At 30.2% G+C, this 21,210-nt stretch carries 17 protein-coding genes; 7 read left to right on the top strand and 10 right to left on the bottom strand.

The genetic code is table 11. The features are described from left to right. Positions 1-18: 18 nt before the first annotated feature. Together sufB and G507_RS0108565 are read right to left on the bottom strand one after the other, a co-directional pair. Positions 19-1,467, bottom strand: coding sequence for a Fe-S cluster assembly protein SufB (gene sufB / locus G507_RS0108570; RefSeq protein WP_026717115.1), 1,449 nt, complete (start codon positions 1,465-1,467; stop codon positions 19-21). A gap of 16 nt (positions 1,468-1,483) precedes the next feature. Continuing rightward, entirely contained in the window at positions 1,484-1,813 is a 330-nt protein-coding gene (locus G507_RS0108565; protein ID WP_026717114.1) for a HesB/IscA family protein, read from the bottom strand. Between the two features lie 164 nt (positions 1,814-1,977). Here G507_RS0108565 and G507_RS0108560 point away from each other — a divergent pair, with 164 nt between their 5' ends. The 6 genes from G507_RS0108560 (at position 1,978) to G507_RS0108535 (ending at position 9,401) form a co-directional block, all read left to right on the top strand. Further along, positions 1,978-2,841, top strand: coding sequence for an MBL fold metallo-hydrolase (locus tag G507_RS0108560; protein WP_026717113.1), 864 nt, complete (start codon positions 1,978-1,980; stop codon positions 2,839-2,841). A 54-nt stretch (positions 2,842-2,895) separates the two neighbouring features. Beyond that, positions 2,896-4,482, top strand: a complete 1,587-nt coding sequence (locus G507_RS0108555; RefSeq protein ID WP_026717112.1) for a S8 family peptidase — start codon at positions 2,896-2,898, stop codon at positions 4,480-4,482. Positions 4,483-4,561: 79 nt separating this feature from the next. Then, positions 4,562-6,442: a M1 family metallopeptidase gene (locus G507_RS0108550; RefSeq protein WP_026717111.1), complete on the top strand. Its 1,881-nt coding sequence runs from the start codon at positions 4,562-4,564 to the stop codon at positions 6,440-6,442. Between the two features lie 60 nt (positions 6,443-6,502). Further along, entirely contained in the window at positions 6,503-6,874 is a 372-nt protein-coding gene (rnpA, locus tag G507_RS0108545; RefSeq protein ID WP_026717110.1) for a ribonuclease P protein component, read from the top strand. Between the two features lie 71 nt (positions 6,875-6,945). Next, a complete protein-coding gene (locus G507_RS0108540; RefSeq protein WP_026717109.1) occupies positions 6,946-8,577 on the top strand; it encodes a S41 family peptidase in 1,632 nt (543 codons plus the stop codon). Between the two features lie 35 nt (positions 8,578-8,612). Beyond that, on the top strand, positions 8,613-9,401 hold the full coding sequence (locus tag G507_RS0108535) for an OmpA family protein (RefSeq protein WP_245575610.1): 789 nt from the start codon (positions 8,613-8,615) through the stop codon (positions 9,399-9,401). A 9-nt stretch (positions 9,402-9,410) separates the two neighbouring features. Here G507_RS0108535 and G507_RS0108530 read toward each other — a convergent pair whose 3' ends face one another. From G507_RS0108530 to G507_RS17325, 5 genes are all read right to left on the bottom strand, one after another. Beyond that, complete coding sequence (locus G507_RS0108530; protein ID WP_026717107.1) at positions 9,411-9,854, bottom strand: GNAT family N-acetyltransferase; 444 nt, start codon at positions 9,852-9,854, stop codon at positions 9,411-9,413. A gap of 86 nt (positions 9,855-9,940) precedes the next feature. Next, entirely contained in the window at positions 9,941-10,918 is a 978-nt protein-coding gene (locus G507_RS0108525; protein ID WP_026717106.1) for a DUF4837 family protein, read from the bottom strand. A gap of 22 nt (positions 10,919-10,940) precedes the next feature. Continuing rightward, positions 10,941-12,464: a lytic transglycosylase domain-containing protein gene (locus tag G507_RS0108520; RefSeq protein ID WP_026717105.1), complete on the bottom strand. Its 1,524-nt coding sequence runs from the start codon at positions 12,462-12,464 to the stop codon at positions 10,941-10,943. 68 nt (positions 12,465-12,532) lie between these two features. Then, a complete protein-coding gene (locus G507_RS0108515; protein WP_026717104.1) occupies positions 12,533-13,720 on the bottom strand; it encodes a phosphoglycerate kinase in 1,188 nt (395 codons plus the stop codon). Between the two features lie 97 nt (positions 13,721-13,817). Further along, entirely contained in the window at positions 13,818-15,770 is a 1,953-nt protein-coding gene (locus G507_RS17325; RefSeq protein ID WP_051191549.1) for a hypothetical protein, read from the bottom strand. Between the two features lie 224 nt (positions 15,771-15,994). On the opposite strand from G507_RS17325, the gene G507_RS0108505 reads away from it, so the two are divergent. Then, positions 15,995-17,134 carry a DNA polymerase III subunit gene (locus G507_RS0108505; protein ID WP_035665898.1) on the top strand — a complete coding sequence of 380 codons (1,140 nt, stop codon included), beginning with the start codon at positions 15,995-15,997 and terminating at the stop codon, positions 17,132-17,134. A 35-nt stretch (positions 17,135-17,169) separates the two neighbouring features. Here G507_RS0108505 and G507_RS0108500 read toward each other — a convergent pair whose 3' ends face one another. From G507_RS0108500 to G507_RS0108490, 3 genes are all read right to left on the bottom strand, one after another. Continuing rightward, the gene (locus G507_RS0108500) at positions 17,170-19,443 is read right to left on the bottom strand and encodes a helix-turn-helix domain-containing protein (RefSeq protein WP_026717102.1); all 2,274 of its coding nucleotides are present in this window, start codon (positions 19,441-19,443) and stop codon (positions 17,170-17,172) included. A 93-nt stretch (positions 19,444-19,536) separates the two neighbouring features. Further along, positions 19,537-20,106: an OmpH/Skp family outer membrane protein gene (locus G507_RS0108495; RefSeq protein WP_026717101.1), complete on the bottom strand. Its 570-nt coding sequence runs from the start codon at positions 20,104-20,106 to the stop codon at positions 19,537-19,539. A 220-nt stretch (positions 20,107-20,326) separates the two neighbouring features. Beyond that, positions 20,327-21,175 (bottom strand): class I SAM-dependent methyltransferase, encoded by an 849-nt coding sequence (locus G507_RS0108490; RefSeq protein WP_026717100.1) that lies wholly within the window; start codon positions 21,173-21,175, stop codon positions 20,327-20,329. Between the last annotated feature and the right edge of the window lie 35 nt (positions 21,176-21,210).

Raw genomic sequence — 21,210 nt, 5'->3', positions numbered from 1 at the left:
ATTCTTATTAATAGTTGATTATCCTACAGAACCTTCTAACGAAATTTCTAGTAATTTTTGTGCTTCTACTGCAAATTCCATTGGTAACTTATTTAAAACTTCTTTACTAAAACCATTTACGATTAACGCAATAGCTTTTTCAGTTGGAATTCCACGTTGGTTGCAATAGAAAACTTGATCTTCTCCAATTTTTGAAGTTGTAGCTTCGTGTTCTATAATTGATGAAGTGTTTTTACTTTCTATATAAGGAAAAGTGTGTGCTCCACATTCATTTCCCATTAATAAACTATCACATTGTGAAAAGTTACGTGCATTTTCTGCTCTTGACGAAATCTGGACTAAACCTCTATAACTGTTTTGTGATTTTCCGGCAGAAATACCTTTTGAAATAATGGTTGACTTAGTGTTTTTCCCTAAGTGAATCATTTTTGTTCCAGTATCTGCTTGTTGGTAATTATTTGTTACTGCAATTGAATAAAATTCACCGATAGAATTATCTCCTTTTAGTATAACTGAAGGATATTTCCAAGTAATGGCTGAACCAGTTTCTACTTGTGTCCAAGAAATTTTTGCATTTTTCTCACACAAGCCTCTTTTGGTTACGAAATTATAAACGCCACCTTTACCTTCTTTGTTTCCAGGAAACCAGTTTTGAACGGTTGAGTATTTAATTTCTGCATCATCTAAGGCAATTAATTCAACAACTGCTGCGTGTAATTGATTTTCATCACGACTTGGTGCAGTACATCCCTCTAAGTATGAAACATAACTTCCTTCGTCCGCAATTAGAAGTGTTCTTTCAAATTGACCTGTTCCTGCTTGATTAATTCTGAAATAAGTAGACAATTCCATTGGACAACGAACACCTTTTGGAATGTAACAGAAACTTCCGTCAGAAAAAACAGCAGAATTTAAAGCTGCGTAAAAGTTATCTTTTTGAGGAACAACAGTTCCTAAATATTTTCTAACTAATTCTGGATGCTCTTTGATAGCTTCAGAAATACTCATAAAAATGATTCCTTTTTCACCAAGTGTTTTCTTAAAAGTTGTAGCTACTGAAACAGAATCTACTACAATATCCATAGCAACATTATTCATTTTCTTTTGTTCATCAACAGAAATTCCTAGCTTTTTGTACATGGCTAATAATTCTGGATCAACATCGTCTAATGTTTTATTTGGATCAACTTTTTTAGGAGCTGAATAATAAGAAATGGCTTGAAAATCTGGTTTTGTGTAATGCACATTTGCCCATTCAGGTTCAATCATTTCTTCCCAAGCACGAAAAGCCTCTAAGCGCCATTCGGTCATCCATTCTGGTTCTTCTTTTTTTAAAGAAATTGCACGAACTATGTCTTCATTAAGACCAATAGGAAATGTTTCTGATTCTAGTTCAGTGTAAAATCCGTATTCGTATTCTTTATTTTCTAATTCGACTTTTAAGTCGTCTTCTGTATATTTTGACATTTTGTTTTTTTAATGATTAAAGTGAAAAACTTTCTCCACAACCGCAAGTTCTTTGCGCGTTTGGGTTGTTAAACACAAAACCTTTACCGTTTAATCCACCTGAAAATTCTAATATAGTTCCAGCCAGATAAAGAAAACTCTTTTTTTCAACGGCTATTTTTATATTATTATCTTCAAAGACCTTATCGTTTTCTCTTAATTCTTTGTCAAACTTTAACTCGTATGACAAACCAGAGCATCCACCACTTTTTACGCCTACTCTAACAAAATCTTGAGTAGCGTCAAAACCATCTTCTTGCATCATAGCAAAAATTTTTTTGCTTGCTGTATCAGAAACTTTTATCATTTGTTATTTTGATTTTGTCTAAATTAACGGCAAATATAAGGTATTTAGCTCTTTTTACAATGGATACTAACATTTTTATAACTTATGAGACTATAAAATAGATTTATACCTAAAACACTTAATTGAATATAGCTTTTTTTGTAACTTGCAATCAAATTTTTAAAATGAAATTATATCCTATTGAAGCCGGAAATTTTAAATTAGATGGCGGTGCAATGTTCGGTGTTGTTCCTAAGACTTTGTGGAATAGAACCAATCCAGCTGATGAAAACAATTTAATTGACATTGCTGCAAGATGTTTGTTAATTGAAGATGGAGATCGTTTAATTTTGATTGATACCGGAATGGGTAACAAGCAATCTGACAAGTTTTTTGGTTATTATTCGCTTTGGGGAAATCATTCTATTGATAAATCGTTAGAAAAATATGGTTTTCATCGTGATGATGTTACTGATGTATTTATGACACATTTGCATTTTGACCATTGTGGAGGAAGTGTAATTTGGAATAAAGACAGAACAGGTTATGAAGTAGCTTTCAAAAATGCTAAATATTGGACTAATGAAAATCATTGGGAATGGGCAACCAAACCAAATAATAGAGAAAAAGCTTCTTTTTTGCACGAAAATATAATTCCAATGCAAGAAAGTGGTCATTTAAATTTTATTAATAGATCAGAAAATGCCTTACTAGAAGAATCTGAATTAGGTTTTGGAATATTCTTTGCAGATGGTCATACAGAAAAGCAAATGATTCCAATGATTAATTGCAATGGAGAAACCTTTTGTTTCATGGCAGATTTATTGCCAACTGCTGGTCACATTCCTTTACCTTATGTTATGGGTTATGACACAAGACCTTTGCTAACGCTTGGAGAAAAAGAAATTTTTCTTGAAATGGCTGCTGAAAAAAACTTTAAATTAATTTTAGAGCACGATGCCCATAACGAAATTATAACTGTTCAAAAAACAGAAAAAGGAATACGTTTAAACGAAATTTTAACTTGTAACGAGGTTTTTAATCTATAACATGTAACTTTTTTAAAAAATAATTGTCTAATAACTATAAATAAATTCAAAATAATGAGAACATTTAAACCCTTTTATGTTTCTGCTGCATTAGCTCTTTTATTAGCTAGTTGTGGTGGAGTTTCACAAATGGTATCAACTCCTGTTGAAAACATTGATGCTATTCAAACAAAAACAACTAAATTAACTGAAAACGAATTACAACGTTGGAGTCACTTAGATTTAGTTAAAGATTCAGTTCCAGGAATGAGTGTTGATAAAGCTTATGCTGAATTACTTAAAGGAAAAAAAGGAACTAAGGTAATTGTTGGAATTGTAGATTCTGGTGTAGATATAAATCATGAAGATTTAAAAACAGTTATTTGGAATAATCCAAAAGAGATCCCTAATAACGGAAAAGATGATGATAAAAACGGATTCATTGATGATGTTCATGGATGGAATTTCTTAGGAGATGCTGTTAACGAACAATTAGAATTGACTAGAATCGTTAAAATGGGTCCAACTGCTGCAGATTATGTTGAAGCTAAAGCGCAACTAGATGCAGAAAGAGGAGATGCTCTTCAAGGAAAGGAAATGTATGAAGGTTACTTAAAATCAGCAAAAGATTTAAAAGAATATCTTAAAAAAGATGACTTTACATTAGAAGATGTTAAAGGAATTACTTCAGATAATGAAGCTGTAAATAATAATAAAGCTTTCTTTACAAGAGTTTTATCAAGAGTTTCTTTAGCTGATTTTTCTGAACAAGTTAAAGGTGGAGTTGATCATTTTAATGACCAATTAAATTATAATTTAAATCCAGATTTTGATGGTCGTAAAGTTGTTGGAGATAATCCAAACGACATCAATGATACAAAATACGGAAACAACAATGTTGTTGGACCAAACCCAGAAGACGCATTACACGGAACGCACGTTGCTGGAATTGTAGCGCAAGTAAGAGGTAATGGATTAGGTGGAGACGGTGTAGCGAACTTAGTAGAAATCATGGCTGTAAGAGCTGTTCCAAATGGTGATGAATATGATAAAGATATCGCATTAGGAATTCGTTATGCTGTTGACAACGGTGCCAAAGTAATCAATGGCTCTTTTGGAAAATATTTTTCTCCTCATAAAGAATGGGTTCAAGATGCGTTAAAATATGCAGCTAAAAAAGATGTTTTAGTAATTTTTGCTGCCGGAAATGATGCTAAAGATTTAGATGTAGTAAATAAATATCCAAGTGATTCTTATGATGGTGCTCCTGAAATTTCTGACAATGTTTTAATCATTGGTGCATTGAATACAACTTACAGTACAAACATGGTAGCTCCTTTTTCAAACTATGGAAAAAAGAACGTAGATGTTTTCGCTCCGGGAATGCAAATTTATGCTACTACACCAAATAATAACTACAGATATTTACAAGGAACTTCAATGGCTTCACCTAATGTTGCTGGAGTTGCAGCTTTAATTCGTTCTTATTATCCAAAATTATCTGCTGCTCAAGTAAAACAAATTATTATGCTTAGTGGAACTCCATTAAAAAATGCTGTTTTAGCTGGAGATGATCAACATGATGCTAATTTTGCTGAAATTTCAAAATCTGGTAGAATAGTAAATGCTTATAACGCATTACTTATGGCTTCAAAAATGTAATAAAACTTTTTAAGTTTCAAATATAAAACCACAAAGTCATACGAATACTATGCTTTGTGGTTTTTTTAAATAAATCACTATGAAAAAAACACTTTTAATTGCTCTAATTTCCTTTATTGGATTTGCTCAAAATAATCCTAATCCAGGTTATTGGCAACAACACGTTGACTATAAAATGGACGTGAAAATGAATGTAAAAAATTATCAATATACAGGAACACAAGAATTAGTTTATACCAATAATTCTGCTGATACTTTACGAAAAGTATATTATCATTTATATCCAAATGCTTTTCAGCCAGGAAGTGCAATGGATATTCGTTTACAAACTATTTCTGATCCTGATAAACGAATGGTAAGAAAATTCAAAGTTGCCGAAAAAGAAGTTACAGAAAGTAGAATTAAAACTTTAAAACCTGATGAAATAGGATTTTTAAAAATTTCAAATTTCAAACAAAACGGTAAAATGGCAACAACAAAAGTCGTTGGAACTGTTTTAGAAGTTACTTTAGCTGAAGCAATTTTGCCAAAATCAAAAACAACCTTTTCACTAACATTTGATGGTCAAGTACCATTACAAGTTAGACGTTCAGGTAGAAATTCTGAAGAAGGAGTTGCTTTATCTATGACGCAATGGTATCCAAAAATGGCTGAATATGATTTTGAAGGCTGGCACGCTGATCCTTATATTGGCCGTGAGTTTCATGGTGTTTGGGGAGATTTCGATGTAAAACTAACAATCGACAAAGACTACACTGTTGGTGGAACAGGTTATCTTCAAAATAAAAACGAAATTGGTCATGGGTATCAAGACAAAGGTGTTGAAGTAAAGTATCCTAAAAAAACCAAAGAACTGACTTGGCATTTTGTAGCTCCAAATGTGCACGATTTTACTTGGGCAGCAGACAATAACTATATTCATGATATCTTGATTGGAGAAAATAATGTGGAACTGCATTTTCTTTACAAAAACAAAGCAGAAAATTTAGACAATTGGAAAAAAATGCAACCTAAAACAGCTGAATTATTAGCGTTTTACAATAAAAACGTGGGACCATATCCGTACAAACAATACTCAGTTATTCAAGGTGGTGATGGTGGAATGGAGTACGGAATGTGCACATTAATAACTGGAAACAGAAGTTATGGCAGCTTAGTAGGAGTAACTGCACACGAGTTTGCCCATTCTTGGTTTCAATTTGTATTGGCTTCAAACGAATCTAAACACGAATGGATGGATGAAGGATTTACATCGTTTATTTCAGATTTAGCTATGAACGAAATTATGCCTCCAAAAGAAAAAGAAGATAATATTTTTGAAAGTGCTTACAGAAATTATGTTTATTTGGCTAATTCTGGAAAAGAACAACCTTTATCAACTCACGCTGATCGCTATGATTATAATATGGGTTATAGTATTGGAGCTTATAGCAAAGGGGAAGTTTTCTTAGCTCAGTTAGGCTATTTAATAGGAAGTGATAATTTAATGAAAACTTTAAAACGTTATTATTACGATTATAAATTAACGCATCCAACGCCAAATGACATTAAAAGAAGTGCTGAAAGAGTTTCAGGTGCAAATTTGGATTGGTATTTAATAGATTGGACACAAACTACAAATACAATTGATTATGCTATTCAAGATTTAGAAGAAAATAATGGAAAAACAATTTTAACTTTAGAAAGAAAAGGTAGAACACCAATGCCTATTGATTTATTAGTTGTTTATGAAGATGGTTCAAAAGAAACATTTTATATTCCAAATACGTTAATGCGTTTTGAAAAGGAAAATCCTTATTCAGACATAAAAAGAACTGTTTTAAACGGATGGGATTGGGCTTACCCAACTTATTCTGTTGAAATTCCAAAAACTAAATCGTCAATAAAAGCAATTGTTGTTGATCCAAGTGGGTTAATGGCCGATGTTAAAAGAGATGATAATGTTTACGAGAAAAAATAACCTCAACAAAATTGAAAAAAGCTGTCTGTTTTACGACAGCTTTTTTTATACCTTTGCCACATGGCATTCACTTACCCAAAAAACGAAAAGCTTAAAAGCAAAAACACTATAGATTTACTTTTTAGTGAAGGAAAATCTGTATCTAAATATCCTTTAAGACTGGTTTTTGTGGAAAATCCTTTAGAAGAAAAGGAGAAAATTAAAATGGGCGTTTCGGTTTCTAAAAAGTATTTTAAACATGCTGTTGACCGAAATTATTTTAAACGCGTTTTGCGTGAATGTTATCGTTTAAACAAACATATTTTAACAGAAAACCTTGAAAAACCTTATGCTTTCATGTTTTTTTATCAATCAAAAGATCGTTTGACTTATCAAGAAATTAACGAGAAAACCATTAAACTTTTTCAAAAATTTGTTGAAAATGTTAAGTAAAACCTAACTTTGGTTTACTTTTTGATCAATTATAATTACATTCGTAGTTCATTTTACTTAATTCTATTGTTATGAAGTCCATTTTTAGAAAAAGAATCATTATTCCCATTATAGCTGTTTCGTTTTTATTTGCTGGAGTTAGTTTTAAAGGAGATTTCTTTGAATTAGCCAAACAAATTGAAATTTTTACCAACTTATTCAAAATAGTGAATCAAAATTATGTGGATGAAACTAATCCTGGTGATTTGATGGATAAAGGAATAAAAAGCATGTTGAAAGAGCTTGATCCTTATACCGTTTTCTTTAATGAACAAGATGTAATCAAATTCAAAATCAACAATACAGGAGAATATACTGGAATTGGAGCTATGATTACTCGAAAAGAAGATAAAGTCATTTTAAAAGAAGTTTACAAAAATTTTCCTGCAGATAAAGCTGGTTTAAAAGCTGGTGATGAAATCATTCAAATTGATGATGTTTTACTAAAAGACTTTAAAGAAGACGCATCGCAATTGCTAAAAGGAACAAAAAATACTAAAGTAAATATCGTTTATTTCCGACAAGGTAAAAAAACGAACGGAACTATTATTTTAGATGAAGTTGAATTAAAAGCGGTTCCATATTACAAATTATTGGAAGACAATATTGGTTATATCGTTTTATCAAAATTTACTGAAAAAGCGTCTTCAGATACTAAAGCAGCCTTATTAGATTTGAGAAAACAAGGAGCTACCAAAATTATTTTAGATTTAAGAGGAAATCCAGGTGGTTTATTGGGTGAAGCAGTAAACATTTGTAATTTATTTGTGCCAAAAAACGAAACAATTGTTACTACAAAGTCGAAAGTTGAAAAACACAACAGTACTTATAAAACAAGAAACGAGCCGGTTGATTTAGAAATTCCGTTAGCTATTATTGTGAATGGAAGAAGTGCTTCAGCATCTGAAATTGTTGCCGGTGCTTTACAAGATTTAGATAGAGCCGTTGTGGTTGGAAATAGAAGTTTCGGAAAAGGTTTAGTACAAAGACCTTTGAATTTATCCTACGGAACACAAGTAAAAGTCACAATTTCTAAATATTACACACCTTCGGGAAGATGTATTCAGGCTTTAGATTATTCACATAAAGATGAAAATGGAAAAGCTATTCGTACTGACCAAAAAGATTATACAGCTTTTAAAACTAAAAAAGGTAGAACCGTTTATGATGGAGGTGGAATTATGCCAGATATGGAAGTTTTAGAAACAAAACCTTCAACAATTTCAAAAGCATTGACGGCAAATGATGCTATTTTTAATTATGTAACTGAGTTTTATTATAAAAACCAAAACAACCCTAATGTCCTTTTTACTAATTCAGATTTTGACGGCTTTAAACAGTTCGTTAAAAAGAATCAGTACAAAATGAACACAGAAACTGAAAAGGCACTGGAAAACACACTAGAAGTAGCCAAAAGAGAGAACATTGACGGAAACATTCAATCTGAATATAATTTGTTGAAAGCAGCTATTGAAAAAAGTAACGAAAAAGAACTTGACAAAAATAAAGTTGAAATCATTATGCTTTTGAACGATGAAATCATTACTCGTTTTCAATATAAAGAAGGTTTGTATGATTATGATACCCAAAACAATATTGAAATCAACAAAGCCAAAGCCGTTTTAAAAAACACATCAGATTATAACAAAATATTAAAAAAATAATGCGCTTTCTTAAATACATTTTTCTACTTTTTATCATGACTTCATATGCTCAAGACGATGAAGTAATACAATCTATTTATTTTGATTTTGACAAGTTTGACATACGCAAAGACCAACAAAAAGAACTTCAAAAATTCATTATAACTATTGATACATCAAAAGTAGAATCAATACAAATTCATGGCTATTGTGATGATAGAGGAAAAGATGCTTATAATTTTGACTTATCTACAAAAAGAGCCAATACAATTAAAGACTCATTATTATTAAATGGCATAAAAAATAAAATTATTGTTTCTATTGAAGGAAAAGGAAGCATTGTAATCGATGAAGATTTAGAATCAAATATTCCTGATGTTCGTTCCAAAAATAGACGTGTTGATGTTTTAATAAACTTTAAACCTTTACTTAAAGAAAAGAGAACAAAGCCAGAAAATTATACTGTTTTGAGAAAAGATGTCATTGTTGGAGACAAAATCACACTAGACAAGGTTTTTTTTGATAGAGGAAGTAGTAGACTAACAACTTCTGCAAAAAAAGAATTAGATAAAATTGCTATAAAAATGCACCGTTTTCCAAAAATACAGCTTGAAGTTCAAGGACATATTTGTTGTACTCCTTCTTATCAAAAAGAAGCTATTGACAAAGACACCAGAAAACGCGAGTTATCTGTAAACAGAGCAAAATCAGTTTATAAATATCTGATTTCTAGAAGAGTTAATGAAAAAAGATTAATTTATAACGGTTACGGAAATACACAACCACTTGGAAATAGTACTGAACAAGACAGAAGAGTTGAGTTGGTGATTACTAAGATTGATTAATAAATCTTATTAAATCCTCTTCATCTGAATATGAGGAATATCATCTTCTAGATACATTTCGCTTGTTTGCTCAAAATGATGTGCTTCGTAGAATTTTTTTAAATATTCTTGCGCTGAAATTGTAATAGTTGATGTTTTGAATTCTTTTTCAATCGCATCAATAGAAATCTTCATTAAATCGTGTCCCCATTTTTTAGCTCTTACTTTTTGGCTAACCACTACTCTACCAATTGAAGCTTCATCAAAATAATATCCTTTATCGAATAATCTGGTGTAAGCCACAATTTCATTTTCATAAAACCCTAAAACGTGTAAAGCTTTCTCATCTTTACCATCAATGTCTTGATAAATGCAATTTTGCTCCACCACAAAGACTTCACTTCGTAATTTAAGTAATTGATATAGTTCGTGAATAGAAAGTTCGTTAAATCGCTTTATTTGGAATGTTAGCATCTGAAAAATGAATTAAAAAAAGAGCAAAAAAACTATTTTAAAAAATGAGTTACTTTGCTCTTCGATAAAATACTAATTAAATCTTTTTATTTTATAAATTTTGTTGAATTGATTATCGCTTCCAATTCAAACATATGATCTCTTTTGGCTTTTGTAGGCAAGTAAGTAAATCCTTCAACAATAAGATAACGGTTATTTTTGGTGTCTTTAATAGCGTAATTTACAAAAGGACCTCCCATAAAATCGTTTTTTAAAACCCAAGTACCTTTCGCTAAATAAGTAAACTTATTGTCTAATTTAGTTTCAAACAAATAAGGTGCATAAGCTTCTTCAGTGATCATCCATGTGTTTGGCAACATTCCATGAATATTTGCTTTTCCAATAGAATCTCTAATGTTTATTATATTTTGAACTATATCCTGATTTTTCTCAATACTTTCTATAGGCACCTCATAAATTAAAAGACTATTATAACCTGATTGATATTCTTTTCGCAACCAAATAAATTTGTCTTTAACCGTGTCATATTCATAACCATAACCAATGTTCATAGACACACCAAACTTATCCTTTATTTTTTCATCATTAACCAATGATTTTTTCATTCGTTTTTGATTCTCAACAATTTCTCCGTTTTTAATCGTTTCAATTATTTCTTGAGCTTTTGTTTCAATAACTTTTAATAGATCTTCGTTTGTTTTTCCAGATATAAAAAAAACATTTTGAGGCGCTGCATATAAATCTTTGGAAGCTCCAAACCCACTTTTGTCCGCTTTTTGAACAACAATTATATTTCTTCCTTTTTTTACAAAACCATCAAATATTTTTGTTGGATATTGATTGATGTTAAACAACGGTTCTACTTGTGGTAAACCATCTACTGGAGCAGCAAATTTTTTACGTAAAGAATCTCCGACTTCACCATTCCAAAGTGGTTCATCTATAAATATAGAAACATTATTAATATTTCCAGATGATTCGGAAAGTCCTTTGTTATTTGACGCTTCTTCTTTACAAGAAAACAATAAGAAAGAAAGAAACAGAAGTAAAATAGATCTTTTCATTTTAGGTTGATTTAATAAGATTTTACCCGTTTATTTTCAATTTCATTCCGGGATGAATATTATCACCGCTAATATCGTTCCATTTTTTTAAATCATCTGTAGAAACTCCAGGATATTTTTTTGCAATAGTATATAATGAATCCCCGTTTCTAACAATATAAGTAGTTGTGCTGGTAGATCTAGAAGTTTTTGAATTATCTTCTTTTGTACTATAAATTTTTAATTTATTTCCGGTTTTAATTGTTGAAGACCTAAGATTATTCCATTTTTTTATTTCTGAAACAGAAACATCATATTTTTGTGCAATTAAACCTAAACTTTCTCCACGTCTTACCGAATGGTAAGCTAATTTACTTTTTGTTTTGGTTTCTTTATATTCAACCACATTTGTTTCTTCTGGAGTTGAATTTTCAGCAATAGCATCTTGTGCTTTTTCTCCACCATTTTTTACATAATCAATGTAAGCATAGACCGCTTCTTCGTTAGAAACAAATAAACCGATTTTGTCTTTTGGTAATCTTAAAAAATGAGGTTTATCTTCGTTAAAAGGAATTATGTTTAATTTATAAATTGGGTTTAAAAACTCTACTTGATCTTGAGGAATATCAAATAATTCCGAAACTTGTTTGAAACTCATTTCTCTTCTAACCTTAATTGTATCGGTTTCAAAATAAGTTAAAGCTGCTTTTTTAGGTTTAATTCCTAATTCTTTTTTGTACTCATAAATATACATTGTTGCTAAAAAGGCTGGTACATAATTGGCTGTTTCTCTAGGAAGGTTTTTTCTAATGTTCCAATAATTTTGACTTCCTCCAGAACGTCTTATTGCTTTTGAAACATTTCCTGGACCTGCATTATATGAAGCTAAAACTAAACTCCAATCTCCAAAAATTTTATACAAACTTGATAAATATTGGCAAGCTGCTTCAGTTGCTTTTAAAGGATCGTATCTTTCGTCAACATAAGAATTGACTTCTAAATTAAATTGTTTTCCTGTAGGATACATAAATTGCCAAAGTCCTGAAGCACCAACTCTACTTTTAGCTTTTGGGTTTAATGCTGATTCTACAATTGCTAAATATTTAATTTCTAAAGGCACATCATATTTTGCTAAATGTTCTTCAAACATTGGAAAATAATATTCAGAAATAGCCATTAATCGCTCAAAACTAGGTTTTCTGTTTTTTAAGAATGATTTTATTACATTTTCTAGTGAAGCATTGTACTCAATATTAAATGGTGACTTATCATCCAATTTCTTAAGTCTTTTCTTAAGTACTTCTGTTGACATTTCGTAGGCAACTGCTTCTTCAATGTTTAATTCAGAAACATCTTCGTACATTGTATCAAAAAGCTCTTGGTTAGATAATTCTTCCATCCATCTGCTATCAATACAAGTGCTTGTGCTATGGTTAACAAAAGATGCTTTTAAAGAATCTAAATAAGATACTTTTTCAACTGTTTCTTCAATTAAATTAGCTTCTACACTTTCTTGTGCAAAAGAAATTAAGGGTAATAGTAAGCATAAAATGTTTTTGATTCTCATTTTGCAGGAATTTGTAATTTAGTAATTTGTTAATCTATGATAACTCAAAAAAGTCAAAAATAGTATTATTATTGAATAATTGCTTGAATTCCGGGTAAAGTTTTTCCTTCTAACATTTCCAACATTGCTCCACCACCAGTAGAAACATAACTTACTTGATCTTCAAAACCAAATTGTTTTACTGCTGAAACCGAGTCACCTCCTCCAACTAAGGAGAAAGCACCATTTTTAGTTGCTGCAGCTATATATTCTCCAACTTTAATTGTTCCATTAGCAAAGCTAGGCATTTCGAAAACACCAACTGGTCCATTCCAAAGAATTGTTTTTGATTTTAGAATTACTTCTTCAAAAATTTCAAGCGATTTTGGTCCAGCATCTAAACCTTGCCAACCATCTGGAATCTTAGTTACATCAATTATTTGAGTATTAGCATCGTTAGAAAAAGCATCAGCAGCAATTACATCAACTGGTATATGTATTTGTACTCCTTTTTCTTTGGCTTGTTTTAAAATTTCTAAAGCTAATTCTAGTTTGTCATCTTCACAAATAGAATCGCCAATACTTCCACCTAAAGCTTTAATGAAAGTAAAAGTCATTCCTCCACCAATAATCATGTGATCAACTTTATCCAAAATATTTTCAATAATTGTAATTTTTGAAGACACTTTTGAACCTCCTAAAATTGCAGTAACTGGTTTTTGTGAATCTTTAAGCACCTTATTGATGCTTTCAATTTCTTTGGCTAATAATAATCCAAAAAATTTGTCATTTGGAAAAAAGTTAGCAATTATAGTTGTTGAAGCATGTGCTCTATGTGCTGTTCCAAAAGCATCATTTACAAATACATCTCCTAACGATGCTAATTTTTTTGCAAAATCAGAATCTCCTGCTTCTTCTTCACTGTGAAACCTAAGGTTTTCTAGTAGAAGTACTTGATTTGGTTGTAGATTACTTGCTTTTGAGTGTGCATCGCTTCCAATACAATCTTCTGCAAAAAGTATTTCTCTGCCTAAAACTTCTGAAACTTTAGCAATAATATGCTTTATTGAATATTTTTCTTCCTTTCCTTTTGGTCTTCCTAAATGTGACATTAAGATAACACTTCCTCCGTCGTTTAAGATTTTATCAATAGTTGGTTTTGCAGCTTCAATTCGTGTAGCATCCGTTACATTAAAATTTTCATCTAAAGGAACATTAAAATCTACTCTGATAATGGCTTTTTTACCTTTAAAGTCTAAATTATTGATTGTTTTCATAAGAAGTTATTGTTTTCAGTTTATTGAAATTGATCTATTTTTATACAAAATTAAAAAAGACTCACAAATGAGTCTTTTTTTAATACTAATTTAACGTTTACACGAGCTCGTCTTCTTTTGATCTCGTGGCAACCATTTTTTGTTGGGGACAAAAAGGGTCATTATAATCTATATTCTGTTCATTACTTACTAATTGATCTGGACTTGTATTTACTAACATTATCCATGTATCTCCATAATACTTTCCGTTTACATTTGAATAATATAAATTTAGCGCACTTGTCCAAGAATCATTTTTACTTACAAAAACATATCTGTAATTATTTTTTGGGTTGATAAAGAAATTTGCATCAATACCTAGGCTTCTTAATTTTGCAACAAAACGAGTCGCATTTCTATGAACAGCAAAGACATTTGCAATTACATAAAATCCACGTTGTTGATTGTAAATCTCAACCATTGGTCCCGGAATTGCAGTAATTTTTTGTTTTTGTCCATGTTGACTTTGTGCTACTTGACTCAATTTCTCGCTAATCATAACTGGGTCAATCCTTGTTGTGTTTGATGCAACAACTTCATTGTTCTCGGTCTTAACTTTTGGGTGACTAACTACAACTTCTTTTTTTGGAGCTAAAACAACATTATTAGTGTTATCTTTTGGACTGTTATCAACTTTAGCAACAATTATTGTTTCTTTTTTGATTGGTTCTATTACTTTAACTTCTGCTTTAGCTGTTTCAGCAACAATAACCTCTTTTGTTGGTATTTTAGGCTCTGACTTTATTTCGTTTTTAACTATAGTTGTTGTAGGCTTTGTAGTATCAGTAACATCTGTAATAACAGCTTCACTTATAGTAGGAATTGTTTCAGGCACTACTGTTTCGTTAGTGTCATTTAAAACAATCATATCTGGTTCTTTTTCAACATCTTGAACCTCTACATTGAAAGCATTAAAGAACATAAAGTATCTATCACCTACTGTTTTAAGCTTTAAGGTTACATTATCTGTATTATTTTGAATTACAGAGTTATTAGGATTACCAATTGTAATTAAACTTGTATCATATCCTAAAGTATTTTTACTGTTTGGATTTCTGTCGGTAAAATATTGGTCGTTTATAATAATGTTACTGTTGAAAAAATTATTTTCTAATTTTAACGGACTACTCAATAATGTAAAAATTTCACTTAGTTGAGATTTTATTTGCAATTGATCACCAGCCAAGTTATTATCTCCTTCTAAACCAGCACAAGCTAATTTAGCAAATACATTTCCTTCAGGTAAAGTTTTAAATCCAGTAAATAAGATTTCTGTGTCTTTATCTGTTACACCAGCAAACCCGTCATATGAAGTTATAAATTTTGCCGTTTCATTATCATCTTCATAAACAAAAAACATTGTCCATCCACCAGAAACACCACCTTCAATAACTCCTTGAGTTGCTTTAATGTTTGCCACTGTATATTCACCTGTAGGACTTCCTAATTCTTTAACTAAATCAGTAATATCGGCATAAACTGCATAAGGAGCACTTTCATCAAATCCTTTTTGGTCTAAACCATCAAAAATTATATTTCCTTTTATATCTACATATTTAGATTCTCCAGGAAGTTTTAATTTAATTTGATCAAACTCTTCTCTGTTTTTATCAAATGCCTTAAATTTGTTGCGTTTCTTTTTGATTCCGCTATTGTATTTATAAGTAGCAGACCAGTATAAACCAGCGTAAACTATTTTTTTGTTTTCTTCATTTTCAAGATATAATGTTGCAGCACTAGAACTAAAAGTAGACATGTCACTATCAATATCAATATAAAACATTTCAAACTCATCATTAAGTTTGGCTGTTTTAGTTGCATTCATGTATGGCATATTTGGATTATTTCCATAATCTTTTCTGTTCACAATATTATTTGCAATCACGGTCATATCTCCTTTAACGTAAGATTGATATCTAACTTTAAATGGAACGGGTAATTGACCATAAGAAAAAGATGTTGCAAAAAGAATTGCAACCATTAACCCTAATTTTGAAATTTTGCTTAACATAATACTTAGTTTTACAATTATTATACTAAAGATTCATTAACAACTATTTTTGTGTACATTTACTTTTTTTGTTAGTAAATGCTTCCGAAATGATGATAAAAGAGATGTTTTTAAATCTTTTACTAAACTATTAAGAATAGTGTTTGGTTTATCAACAACAGACAACGACTTATTAACAATTTTTATTGTGTTATTAACAAGATATAAAATTTAGCACTTATACAATGTTTAAAAATGTAATTGGAAATAAAAAAACGGTAGATTATTTAACATCAAGTGTTGATGGTAGTAGACTTGCGCACGCACAGCTATTTGTTGGGCCTGAAGGCATTGGTTTGTTGCAAATTGCTATATCTTATGCAAAATATATACTGTGTAATGGTAAAAATGTTGAAAACTTTGATTGTGAAAAGTGTCAAAACAAGGTCATCCAACTGTCTCATCCTGACATTCACTATGCATTCCCGGTCACTACAACTGAAAACGTAAAAAGTCATCCTGTCAGTGATAATTTTCTAAAAGAATGGAAAGAATTTGTTAATCAACAACCTTTTGGAAGTCTTCAGGATTGGTATACACATTTAGGTGTAGAAAAAAAACAAGGACAAATAGGAGTAGATGAGGCTTTAGAGATTGTAAAAAAGCTTTCTTTAAAGTCGTATGAAGGTGGTTATAAAATTATGATAATTTGGATGGCTGATAAGATGAATACAGCCACTTCTAACAAAATTCTTAAAATTTTAGAAGAACCGCCACAAAAAACAATCTTCTTATTGATTACCGAAAATGTTGAAGAAATCATCTCAACTATAACTTCTCGTTGCCAAATCATTGAATTTAAAAAGCCTGAACAACAAGAAATTGAAGGTTTATTAAAAACAAAAGGCGTTTCCGAAACGCTTGCAAAGAAATATGCACATTTAGCACAAGGAGACATCAATAAAGCCTTAAAATTAGCCAATAATGAAAAAGATGATAAGTTATTTGAAGAATGGTTCGTCAAATGGGTTAGATCTGCATTTAAAGCAAAAGGAAATGCTTCTTCTATTCTAGATTTAATAAGTTGGAGCGAAGAAGTGGCAAGCTACGGAAGAGAAGTTCAGAAGCAGTTTTTACATTATTGTATTGAGTTTTTTAGACAAGCTATGTTACAGAACTATACAGCTGATGATTTGGTCTATTTAGATGAAGGATTAGACGGTTTTGAGTTGAAAAAATTTGCTCCTTTCGTAAATGGCGGTAATATAAATGACATTTTTAAAGAAATTTCAGAGGCAATTTACCATATTGAACGAAATGGAAACGGTAAAATCATATTAACTGATTTATCAATTAAATTGACCCGTTTAATTCATAAAAAATAGATAGTATTGATTTTCAGTCAATAAAGGACATAAAACTAAAGTGTTTCTTTCAAACTTGCTTTGTATAACTTAAGTTCTTCCCAGGAGAACTTATCACCAATGGTTTCTTTTAGTTCAGATAAACTTTCTCCTTTAAAATATTTAAACAAAACTTGTAATTGTTTAATTTTTTCAGCTGAAAGAACATCTTCAATGGCAATATAATCTTGTTGAATTAACTTTGCTAAATGACTGCTAATTGTAGTTTCCGTTAACTTACGAATGGTAGAAATCTCTTTGATAGTGTGGTTTTCTTTCCAAAAGTCTAAAGTGATTTCAATAGTGGGTTTTTTACTTTCTTTTGGTTTTTTAACCTTTGGTTCATAATAAGAAACATCTGGATCAACATCAAAAACACCTGGTTTTACAGTGTTGAAATCTTTGATTTTCTTAAGTTTAATAGCTTTGTAAGAAAGTATTTCTTCAGAAATAAGATTTTCTTTCGAAATTTCTTTTCCTGATGCAACCATTTCAATTAACAATTTGGCTTTCATAAAACGTTGCATTGTTTTAGTTTGAGAATCTTCTAGATCATTTAATTCATCATAAAATGTTTTAACTTTTTTTATGCGTTTTATTTCATCTATTTTAAGTAATAATTCATACACAAAATTATCTAAATCTTTATAAAAATAGTTGTACGCTGCTTGAAACCTTTCATTAATGTATTGAACCTCAAAGGGTTCTTTAGAAAAAATATTGTTTAATTGCTTAATAAAATTTTGAGCAGGAACAACCAGATTATCAAATTTATTCGATTGGTTTTCAGCCCATTTAGCATATTTAGCTTTTGGTGATTTTGGTGCTTCTTCTTTATAACTAAATCTGTGATTTCTCCATTCTTGTGCTAAGTCTTGCCAATCAAACGTCGCTTTTAAATAGTTAAATAAATAGTTTTTTGTTTCTTGTTCTAATGATTTTTGAATGTATTCATCAGAAGCTTTTTGTTCAGCGTAAAGCATAACATCACTATCATTAGAAAGTCCATTCATCTGAATTGGTGCAAGTAAAACCAATCCTTTTAAAGATCTTAAACGAGATAATGCAACATAGGCTTGACCAGGTTGAAAAACCCTTGAAACATCAAGTGCGGCTTTATCAAACGTTAATCCTTGGCTTTTATGAACCGTTATTGCCCATGCTAATTTTATGGGATAATGAGTAAATGTACCAAGCACTTCTTCCTGAATTTCTTTAGTAGTTTCATTGACTTTATACCTTATGTTTTGCCATTCATATCGTTCAACTTCGATTGTTTTTTTCTCTTCTGGAAACTCAACAGTTATCTCATCTTTAGACAAATACTTAATTGTTCCCATTTTGCCGTTAAAATAATTTTTCTCAAAGGAAAGATCGTTTTTAATAAACATAATTTGAGCTCCAACCTTTAATTCTAAATTATCTTCAACAGGATAAATTTTATCTGGAAAATCATCTATAACTTGAGCTTTATAAGTGAAAGATTTGCCTTCTAATTCATTTAAAGCTTCATTATTTATTGAATCTGCCTTTCTATTGTGTGTTGTAAGTGTAATAAAACCTTCATTCTTCTTTAAATCAAAATTAGGGTTAACAAATTGATTTAGAATACTTAAGTCATCTTTAGTTATAGTATTATTGCGTAAATTATTAAGCACTTCTATAAATTCACTGTCAGTTTGACGATAAATTTTATCTAATTCAATGTATAAAGGTGGATTTTGCTGCACAACGTGAGAATGAAAGAAAAACTTACCTTGATAGTATTTTCGTAAGATATCCCATTCTTCTGGTTTAACAATTGGAGGCAACTGTAGTAAATCTCCTATAAATAAAACTTGTGCACCTCCAAAAGGAAGTTTATTTCTTCTAACAGATTGCATCATGAAATCGATTGCATCAAGTAAATCTGCACGAAGCATACTTACTTCATCAATAACTAATAATTCAATGTTTCGAATTACATTTCGTTTGACAGCACTCATTTTAAAATGACGAGAAAGAGTACTTTTTGACTCAAATTTAACAGCGTCTTTAAAATGCGGGGCAATTGTATCTGGAATAAATCCGCCAAACGGTAATTGAAAAAGAGAATGAATAGTTACACCACCAGCATTTAAGGCAGCAATTCCAGTAGGAGCAACAACAGCAGTGTTTTTGTGTGTTGATTTAATAATTTCTTTGAGTAGAGTAGTCTTACCTGTTCCTGCTTTTCCTGTAAGAAAAACAGATTTATTAGTCTGATTAATAAACTTCAAGGTATAACTTGCAACGGCTGATAATGAATTCATTGGCTTATATTTAACACCATAAAAGTATAAAAAAAACACAAATAAAAAACCCCATTAAAAAAATAATGAGGTTTTAAATGATTTTAAAAGAAATTATTTTTTAACTTCTTCTTTTTCAAATGGTTTAGTGGCTTCAGTTGGTTTATATTTATCATTAAGAGTTTTAAGTATCTCATCTGTAATATCATAAGAATCTTTAGCATATAAAATACTAGGAGAAGTTAAACCAGTACCATATACATAGTCGTAGTTATTCTTTTTTCCGTAATCTTTAATGTAAAGTTTAATTTCTTTTACAAGAGAATCTAATTCAGCGTTACTTGCTGTTTGAATTTCTTGATACATTGATTGTTGCTTAATATTCAATTGTTGTTCTCTTTGCTGTAATTCTGCTGCTTTCTGTTGAGCCCATTGTGGTCCTTTTGCTTGCGCTTGTCTTAAAGCATTTTCATAATCTGATTGAAATTGTTTTGCTTCTGTATCAAGCTCACGTCCCATTTCTTCAGATTTTACTTTGTATTTATTTTCAATGTCAATAGCTTGTTGATGTTCCTTCATTAACTTTTCAGTATCAACATATGCTGTTTTTAGACCAGAAGGTCCTTCTTGTTTATTACAAGACAATATTGCAAATCCTAGTGCAATAAATAATAATTTTTTCATATTCGTTATTTCTAAATTTTGGTAAAAGTAAACAATTGAAAATAGTAATGCAAGAGTTAATTTTTAAGGCATAAGAAATAACTATACTCTTTCTTTTTAAAATAGGTAATGCTTATAAAAAACAATGTATTTAATTTATCTTTAAAACATCTTCTTACTCTAGGTGATAAAATGCATGTGTAATTATAAAAAAGCTCTTAAAACGGTTTAAAATACTGTTCTAAATGTTTTTTATCACATAAATGTGAGATGAAAACTCCTTTTTGAAGATTCCAGAGCAATTTGATACAAATCCGTAGAAAAACCCTTTAACGAAATTCATTTTCCCAGTTTTGTATTTTTCTGACAAAAGGCAAACATAAAAACTATCAAACCACATTGGTTTAACTTTATTTAATTGTAAATCTTCTTTGCTAAATAATTTTTGAATACTGACTTTTGAAAAATGCCATAAATGTCTTGGCACATCATAAGCAGCCCAAAATGATTTATAATGTTTAGCATCAAAAGATTTATAATTTGGAACTGCAATAATAATTGTCCCGTTTGGTTTTAATAATTTTTTTAAAGTTTTGATTTGATTTTCTAAATCTGGAACATGTTCTAAAACATGCCACATTGTAATTACATCAAATGAATTGTTTTCTAATTCTTCTAAAGTATTCGTAAAACTAACTCCTTTTGAAATAGAAATATTTTTTGCTTTTTCGTTTGGTTCAATTCCGATACAGTTGAAACCAGCTTTTTTAGCGTGACTTAAAAAATCTCCAGTTCCTGCACCAATATCTAATAAATTTCCTTTTTGAGGATTTTCACTAGTGATTAATGCAACTTTATTTTTTAAAGCATTTGTTTTTACTAAATGATATAATTTTTCAAACAAAGTTCGTTTTGAGTCTGTATGAGAAATATAATCTTCACTTTCGTAATAGGAGGGAAGTTTATCTAAAGAGGGTTGAGGAGAAGTTTTTAACAACTGTAACTCTTCGTCTAAAAGTAAATCAAATGATTCTTTTGAAACAGAATGATCTTTAACTTTTATAAAAACATTGTTGGGTGAGAAATTCATATTTTAAAATAAAACTTAAACAAAGGTAGTAAATG

Origin of the sequence: Flavobacterium gelidilacus DSM 15343, assembly GCF_000422685.1 — a bacterium.
Taxonomy (GTDB): domain Bacteria; phylum Bacteroidota; class Bacteroidia; order Flavobacteriales; family Flavobacteriaceae; genus Flavobacterium; species Flavobacterium gelidilacus.
Note: the sequence above shows the minus strand (reverse complement) of the source record. Positions and strands in the feature narration are given on the sequence as shown.